This window comes from Candidatus Polarisedimenticolia bacterium (assembly GCA_035764505.1).
Taxonomy (GTDB): domain Bacteria; phylum Acidobacteriota; class Polarisedimenticolia; order Gp22-AA2; family AA152; genus AA152.
In genome coordinates this window covers 1-6,947 of sequence record DASTZC010000203.1, presented here as the reverse complement: position 1 = coordinate 6,947, position 6,947 = coordinate 1, and the positions used below count along the sequence as shown (strand labels likewise).

The window sequence follows — 6,947 nt, the reverse complement described above, 5'->3', positions numbered from 1 at the left end:
AGCTTCAGCAGCTCCGCGGTCTGGGCCTCCCAGACCGCACGGCGCACTTCCCGTGAAACCTCCAGCCGTCGCGTGGCGTGGCGCCTCCTGCTTTCCTCCAGCTCGCGCAGCTCCGCCAGCCGGTCGACCATGACGTCGCGATAGCGGTGGACCGCGACGGGACAGGAGCGCTCGCTGCAGAACTGATCCAGCCGCGCGATCCCGGCGGAGAGCATCGCCTCGCGCGCTTTGCGCATCTCGTCCTCGGTCGACGGGTCGCGGGGCAGGCGCAGCCAGCGCACCAGCGGCTCCAGCGTGGCTCCCTGGCCGATGAGGGTCACCAGAATCGTGACCAGCACGGCCGCCTGGATGACCGGCCGGCCGGGAAATGGCTCCCCGGACGGCAGCGTCGCCGGAATGGCGAGGGCGGCGGCCAGGGAGATCGCGCCCCGCACGGCGCACCAGGCAGCGAGAAGCACTCCCTGCGGCGCAGGGTAGCCTCCTTCCCTTTTCCGCTGCTTGGGGAAGAGCCACAGGGGCAGGTAGGCGGCGGGCCAGATCCAGATGAGGCGCGCCAGGATCACCACGGCGCCGAGGGCCAGTCCCGTGCCCAGCAAGGGGATCTCCGCGGTATTCTCCACCAGCAGGCGCGGCGTCTCCACACCGACGAACAGGAACATCAGGCCGTTCAGCAGGAAGGTCAGGACGTCCCAGTCGGTGGTGAGATCGACCCGGCTCTCCGCCGGGATGAGATCGATGCGCCACGAGGCGACGAAGCCCGCCACCACCACCGCCAGGACGCCGGATGCCCCCGCCCATTCCGCCACCGCGAAGGCCAGGTAGGGCGCGAGCAGCGAAAAGGCGAACAGGACCGCCGTGCCGCGCACCCGCGAGTTGAGGACAATCGCCAGCAACCCCGCCAAAACGCCGCTGGCAATGCCCAGCGCCGCGATGCGCAGGAAATGCGTGGCAATCTCGCTGACTTCGAAGACCCCCGTGAAAATCACGATCAGGGCGAGCTGCACCCCCAGGAGTCCGGTGGCGTCGTTGACCAGGCTCTCCCCGCCGATGATCGCCGTGGCCCGGCGCGGGACCCGCAAGCGCTCGAGCACGCCGTGGACCGCCACCGTGTCGGTCGGCGAAACGATCGCGCCGATAAGGAAGCAGACCGCCCAGGGGAGATCGGGCACCAGCTGCCTGGCGGCGTAGCCGACGCAGAGAATCGTGAAGGCGACGAGGCCGATAGCCAGCGAGAGGATGGGGCGCATCCAGCGGCGGAAGTCGTGCCAGGAGGATCGCCAGGCTTCGGCGTAGAGGAGCGGGGGCAGGAAGACCGAGAGGATGATGTGGGGATCCACCGTCGGCAAGGCGAGGCCCGGCACCAGGCCCCAGGCGATGCCGGCAACCGCCAGCAGGACCGGCGCGGGCAGCCTGAGCTTCGGAGCCAGCAGCGAAGCTGCGCCGACCAGTCCGAGATAGGCGACCAGGCTGATGAGGGTCTGGTTTACCAAGCGCGCCCCGCTACGAGCCGGAACTGTTCCTGGCTTTGAGGCGGCGGATTATCTCACGTCCTCCGCGGCGGGACCTTCAGGGGGCCAGCGACCCTTTCGCGGTGAACAGGCCAAGGGTGCCGGTGCGCAGGTCGCCCCAGACGGGGTCGACCTCGGAGCCCGCGACGGCGAGCCCGATGCGGTCTCCCAGGGAGGCCGACGAGCCGACCGTCGAGGTGGCGCCCGAGACGCGCACGTTCGCCAGGAAGCTCACGCCGTCGCTGGTGTTGGTGTAGAAGGTATTCACATCGACGTTATCCGGATCCAGGCGCCGATCCAGCCATACCAGACTCACCAGGCCATCGGGATGGACGGCAATCTGCGGATGAAACTGGTCCGATCCCGCCGGACTCTCGTCGCTCACCTTCACCGGCTTGCTCCAGGATTTCCCCCCATTCTTCGACAGCGAGAGCCTCACATCGGCATTGGCGCAAGCGAAGTCCCCAAAGCTCGAGAGCGACTTGCAGCTTCCTTCTTTGAAATCGGTCCAGGCGAGGTAGAGCGTTCCGTCCGGTCCGACCGCGGCGCTCGGATTGCTGTTCGCCGCGATCCCCGCGAAGGGGCTGACCATGAAGAGAGGGTCTTCGTTCTTCAGCCGGAAGAAGCCCGGGCTGGGAAGATGCGAAGCGACCGAGTCCTCGCGGACCCAGGTGATGCCGCCGTCGTCGGATCGCGTGAAAAGGATGGACAGCTTTTTCGAGGAGGAGTGCAGGAAGCTCGACCAGAAGACGAAGACGCTGCCGTTCGGAGCCACCACGACGTTGGCCCCCACGGGAGTCTCCTTGTCGACCGGGACGGAGATGTCCTGCGGCGCCGACCAGGTCGCGCCGCCGTCCCGCGAGAAGGCGGCCTGCATCGATTCCGTGGTGCCGAAGCCGAAATTCGTATAGGCGACGTAGACCCGGCCGCGGAACGGACTGCCGGCCCAGTTGTCGACGGCGATGGAGGGGGTGTCTGCCCGGCCCGACACACCGTCGAAGATCATGGAGCTGGACGAGAAAGACTCCCCGCCGTCGGTGCTCTTGGCCACGAAGACTTCGCTGTCGAAGCGGCCGGGGGCGGAGATGCCTTTCAGGTAGGCGACGTAAAAGCTCCCCGATTCATCGCCGGCAATGGCGGGGAATCCGCAGGTGACGCTGGTCGCACCGGCAGGCAGCTCCAGCGGCACGGCGTCTCCCGTCTGCCATCCCGCCACCGTCCGGAAGGCGGTCCGGCATGCCGCGGCCGGAATGCTGCCGGCTGAATAGGTGTCGACGAAGGCTACCACCAGCTCCGACGAATCGACCGGATTGAACGCGATGCTCGGATTGGCTTGGCTCGTCCCCTCTCCTCCGACTTCCTGGTCGGCACCGAAGACGACGCTTTTCGGAGCCGCCCCGGCCATCGTCACGGCAGCGAGAAGAAGCACTCCGGCAAGGAGGGATAAGCGGACACTGTCTCGGGGCTCGGAGGTGAACATGACTGACTCCCGAATTGGAAGGATTGTCTCCAAGCTTTACGCCGATTCGGCGGGCCGTGTCAATGGAGCTCAAAGTGGCGGGGCTGCCTGATCGGCTGGAGCCGGAGCCTGCGAGGCGGGGGATTCGTGAGGTGCATTCCCGGGCCGGCCAGGGAACCGGCCCGGGACTGAGATCGGCGGGCTACTCGGCCCGCAGGGCGATCATCGGGTCGACGCGGGTGGCGCGGCGTGCCGGGAAGAACGACGCGGCGAAGGAGACCACGGCTACCAGCACGAACACCGCGGCGTAAGTGAGCGGATCGAAGGGGCTGACGCCGAACAGGACGTTCTGGACCCCGCTCCCCACGAGCCCGGCGAGGCCCAAGGTGAGCAGCAATCCGAGCACCAGCCCGGTCCCGGTCAGGATCGTCCCCTGCTGCAGGACCATGCGCAGGATGCGCCGGCTGTCCGCCCCCAGCGCCATGCGCACGCCGAGCTCCTGGGTGCGCTGGCTGACCGAGAAGGCCATCACGCCGTAGATTCCCACGCCGGCGATCACCATCGCCACCAGCCCGAAGATGTTGAACATGATGGCGACGATCCGGTTCTGGCTCACGAAGCCGTCCATCTGCTTCTTGGGGACGTCCACGAAGTAGAGAGGCAGGTTCGAGTCCACCTTGGACACTTCACGGCGAAGCGAGTTGGCTAGAGCGTCGGCGCGCATGCCGCCGCGCGGCCTGACGATGACGGTGGCGAACTGGCTGACGTTGGGCTCCGCCTGGACCGGGCCGGTGGGCTGTGCGAAGAACGGCACGTAGAAGCCCGACGCGTCGACATTGGGGATGTTGAACGGCGGCATCATCCGCACGTTGTTCACCACTCCGATAATCGTGCGCCACGGTCCGGCCTGGCCCTGGCCGTCCACGCCCCGGAACCGCCGCCCCAGCGGGGTGTCGTTGCCATAGTGCTTCTGCGCGAAGGCGGCGTTGACAATCGCCACCGGCTGCTTGCTGTCGAGGTCGTCTTCCTGGAAGCGGCGCCCGTCGAGCAGCTTCATCCCCAATGCGTCGAAATAGGCCGGGCTGACCTGCTCGAAATTGGCGTTCGGCCGATCCTTGGGGTCCTTGTATTCCTTCCCCTCGATCTCGATCGGCCCGTTGCCGGAGAAGACCATGCGGAACTTGTTGGTCAGCGCGACGCTGGCGAACTCGGAGCTGGAGCTCAGGTCCTGCACCAGGCGATCGAAGAATATCTTGCGCGCCTCCTGCGTCGGGTAGTCGCCGTCCATCAGCCCCATGCGCGCCGTCATGATGCTCTCGGTGTCGTAGCCGTAATCGATGGTCTGCTGCTTGACGATCGACTGCATCTGCAGCAGCGCGCCGATCAGGAGGATGCAGGTGACGATCACCTGCAGCACCACCAGGGAGCGCATGATGATTTTGGTGCCGCGCCCGGTGCTGCCGCGGCCTCCTTCCTTGAGCAGGCCCGCGACGCTGCCGCGCGAGGCCATCCAGGCGGGCGGCAGGCCCGAGATCACGGCGGACCCGAGCATGGCGACGACAACGGCCAGCAGGACGACGCCGTCGATGTCGAAGGTGATCCAGGACGGGGGCGGATTCTCCAGGCCGCGCACCGAGGCCGTCAGCAGATGGGTGCAGTAATAGGCCAATCCGACGCCCGCCGCCGCGCCGGCGAAGGTCAGCACCAGCGACTCGGTGAGCATCTGCAAGATGAGCCGGATGCGCGAAGCGCCGAGCGAGGAGCGGATCGCCAGCTCGCGCCCCCGCAGGGAGGCGCGGGCGAACTGCATGTTCATCACGTTGACGCAGCCGATCAGGAGCACGCCGACGCAGAAGGCCAGCATGGTCAGCAACGTGCCGCGCAGCGGCAGCGGCGTGTAGGTCTTGAGCAACGGCTCGACCAGTCCGGCGTTGAACCGCTTGTTGGTGTCGGCGTAGGCCTCGGCGAAGCGCTTGGCGAAGGTGGTAACCTCCGCGTTCGCCTGCTCCACAGTGGTCCCGTTCTTGAGCAGCGCCAGCACCGCCGGGCCGTTGGCGCGCGGATCGTTGCGCTGACGCGGCGGGAACTCGCTGTACAGCGGCACCCACAGCTCTTCGTTGACCGGGAAGGCGAAGCCCTGCGGCATGACGCCGACCACGGTGGCCGGCGTTCCATTGATTCGGACCGGCTTGCCGATGATGTCCCTGGTGCCACCGAACTCGCGCTGCCAGAGGCCGTAGCCGATGATGACGACCTTCTCCGCCCCCGGCTTGTTGTCGGCCGCTGTCAGGTCGCGGCCGAGGCTGGGGGATACTCCCAGGATCCGGAGGAAATCCTCGGTGATGTAGGCGCCGGTGAATCTCTTGGGGTGGCCGTCGATGGTGGCGTTGACCGTCGAGCCGTTGAGGTACCCCGCCATCATCTCGAAGGATTTCTGCTCGGGCCGCATCTCCTCGTAGTCCATGGCGGAGATCTGGCCGTTGAAGCCGAAGAAGTTCTTGCTGGTGGGATCGATGAGCTGGACGCTGACCAGGCGGGAAGCATTGGGGAACGAGAAGCCCCGCAGCATGACCCCGTTGACCACGCTGAAGGTGGTCGTGACGCCGCAAATCCCCAGGGCCAGCACGGTGACCGCCAGGGCGCAGAAGCCTTTTTCCCGGAGAAGAACTCGCAGCCCAACCTTCAGATCCTGGACGAAGTGACCCATGCCGGCTCCTCCATGACCGAATAGTACGATGGCGGAAGGCGGCAGGTTCCATGCGATACAACATTTACAAGAAATAGCCCGGGCGGGGGCACCGTTGGACGCGGCGGCGAAGAGCGGCCGCGCGTCAACGGCCGCCACTTGGACTTGGGGAAGCTGGTGTTCCCAACGCGGAGATCGAATGAGATTCTTGGCGGGGGAATCAGCGAGTACAACGCCTGGGGAACGCCATGCCCGATTCTGGACCCAGGCAGTGCACCCTTGGACGCGGCGCAAAAGCCTCTAACTTCCAGAAATCCGCGGTTTTGGACCCGGAAATGCCCGGGGCAGATCAAGTGCCGGCCGTTGACGCGCGGCCGCTCTTCGCCGCCGCGTCCAACGGTGCCCCTGCCCGGGCTCAAGCCCATCTGGAAGTTAGAGGCTTTTCCAGAGCGACATGCTTCCCCAAGATCAAGTGCCGGCCGTTGACGCGCGGCCGCTCCTCGCCGTCGCGTCCAACGGTGCCCCTGCCCAGGCTCAAGCCCAAGGTAGTGTTTGACCGGGGCGCGGGTCATGAAACAGAATCTTCGCGAAGATTCTCGAGCCAGCCGCCGTCCTGGTGCTTTCGGGCTGCGAGCGGCGTCTCGACGGAGGCCGACGAGCATGTCCCACACCCCCTTTGAAGGCGGACGCAAGCTGGAGGAGGCATTCTTCAAAGAAGAGAACGATCGCGCCGTCGCCCGCTTGCGCAAGCTGGCCGAGATGGAAGGGAATCGGAAGGCCCTCACCGGCGTTTCCGGCATCACCGACGAGGCGGTCCTCGACAAGCTGCTCGAGCTGAAGGTGACCCCGAGCATCCTCGCCTCGATGGCGGCCGTTCCTCTGGTCGAGGTCGCGTGGGCCGACGGCCACGTGGATGAAAAAGAGCGGGAAGCGGTTCTAGCCGCCGCCCGCTCGGTCGAGTTCGGCAAGGACAAGGTCGACTTTCCCTTGCTGGAGTCGTGGCTCGAGAAGCGCCCCTCGCCCCAGCTCCTGCAGGCCTGGACTCACTACGTCCAGGGGCTGGCGGCGGCCATGGATCCGCGCGAGCTGAACCAGCTCAAGCACAACCTGCTGGATCGCGCGCGCCGGATCGCCGAGGCGGCCGGCGGGCTGCTCGGTTTCGGCAAGATCTCTTCTTCAGAGCAGGCGATGCTCGAACGCATGGATCAAGCCTTCAACAAGCCCTCTTGAGGCCTGCCTCCCGGCCCCAAGCCTGATCAAGTGCCGGCCGTTGACGCGCGGCCGCCTTTTGCCG

Annotated in this window: 4 protein-coding genes; 1 reads left to right on the top strand and 3 read right to left on the bottom strand. The window is 66.5% G+C overall.

What is annotated here, in order from left to right; genetic code table 11:
• The 3 genes from VFW45_13395 to VFW45_13385 form a co-directional block, all read right to left on the bottom strand.
• Nucleotides 1-1,490, bottom strand: a 1,490-nt coding sequence (locus tag VFW45_13395) for a Na+/H+ antiporter (GenBank protein HEU5181779.1), incomplete at its 3' end; no start/stop codon positions are given.
• Between the two features lie 76 nt (nt 1,491-1,566).
• Nucleotides 1,567-2,988, bottom strand: coding sequence for a sialidase family protein (locus tag VFW45_13390; GenBank protein ID HEU5181778.1), 1,422 nt, complete (start codon nt 2,986-2,988; stop codon nt 1,567-1,569).
• 181 nt (nt 2,989-3,169) lie between these two features.
• Complete coding sequence (locus VFW45_13385) at nt 3,170-5,674, bottom strand: ABC transporter permease (GenBank protein ID HEU5181777.1); 2,505 nt, start codon at nt 5,672-5,674, stop codon at nt 3,170-3,172.
• 639 nt (nt 5,675-6,313) lie between these two features.
• Here VFW45_13385 and VFW45_13380 point away from each other — a divergent pair.
• On the top strand, nt 6,314-6,883 hold the full coding sequence (locus VFW45_13380; GenBank protein HEU5181776.1) for a hypothetical protein: 570 nt from the start codon (nt 6,314-6,316) through the stop codon (nt 6,881-6,883).
• Nucleotides 6,884-6,947: the final 64 nt, after the last annotated feature.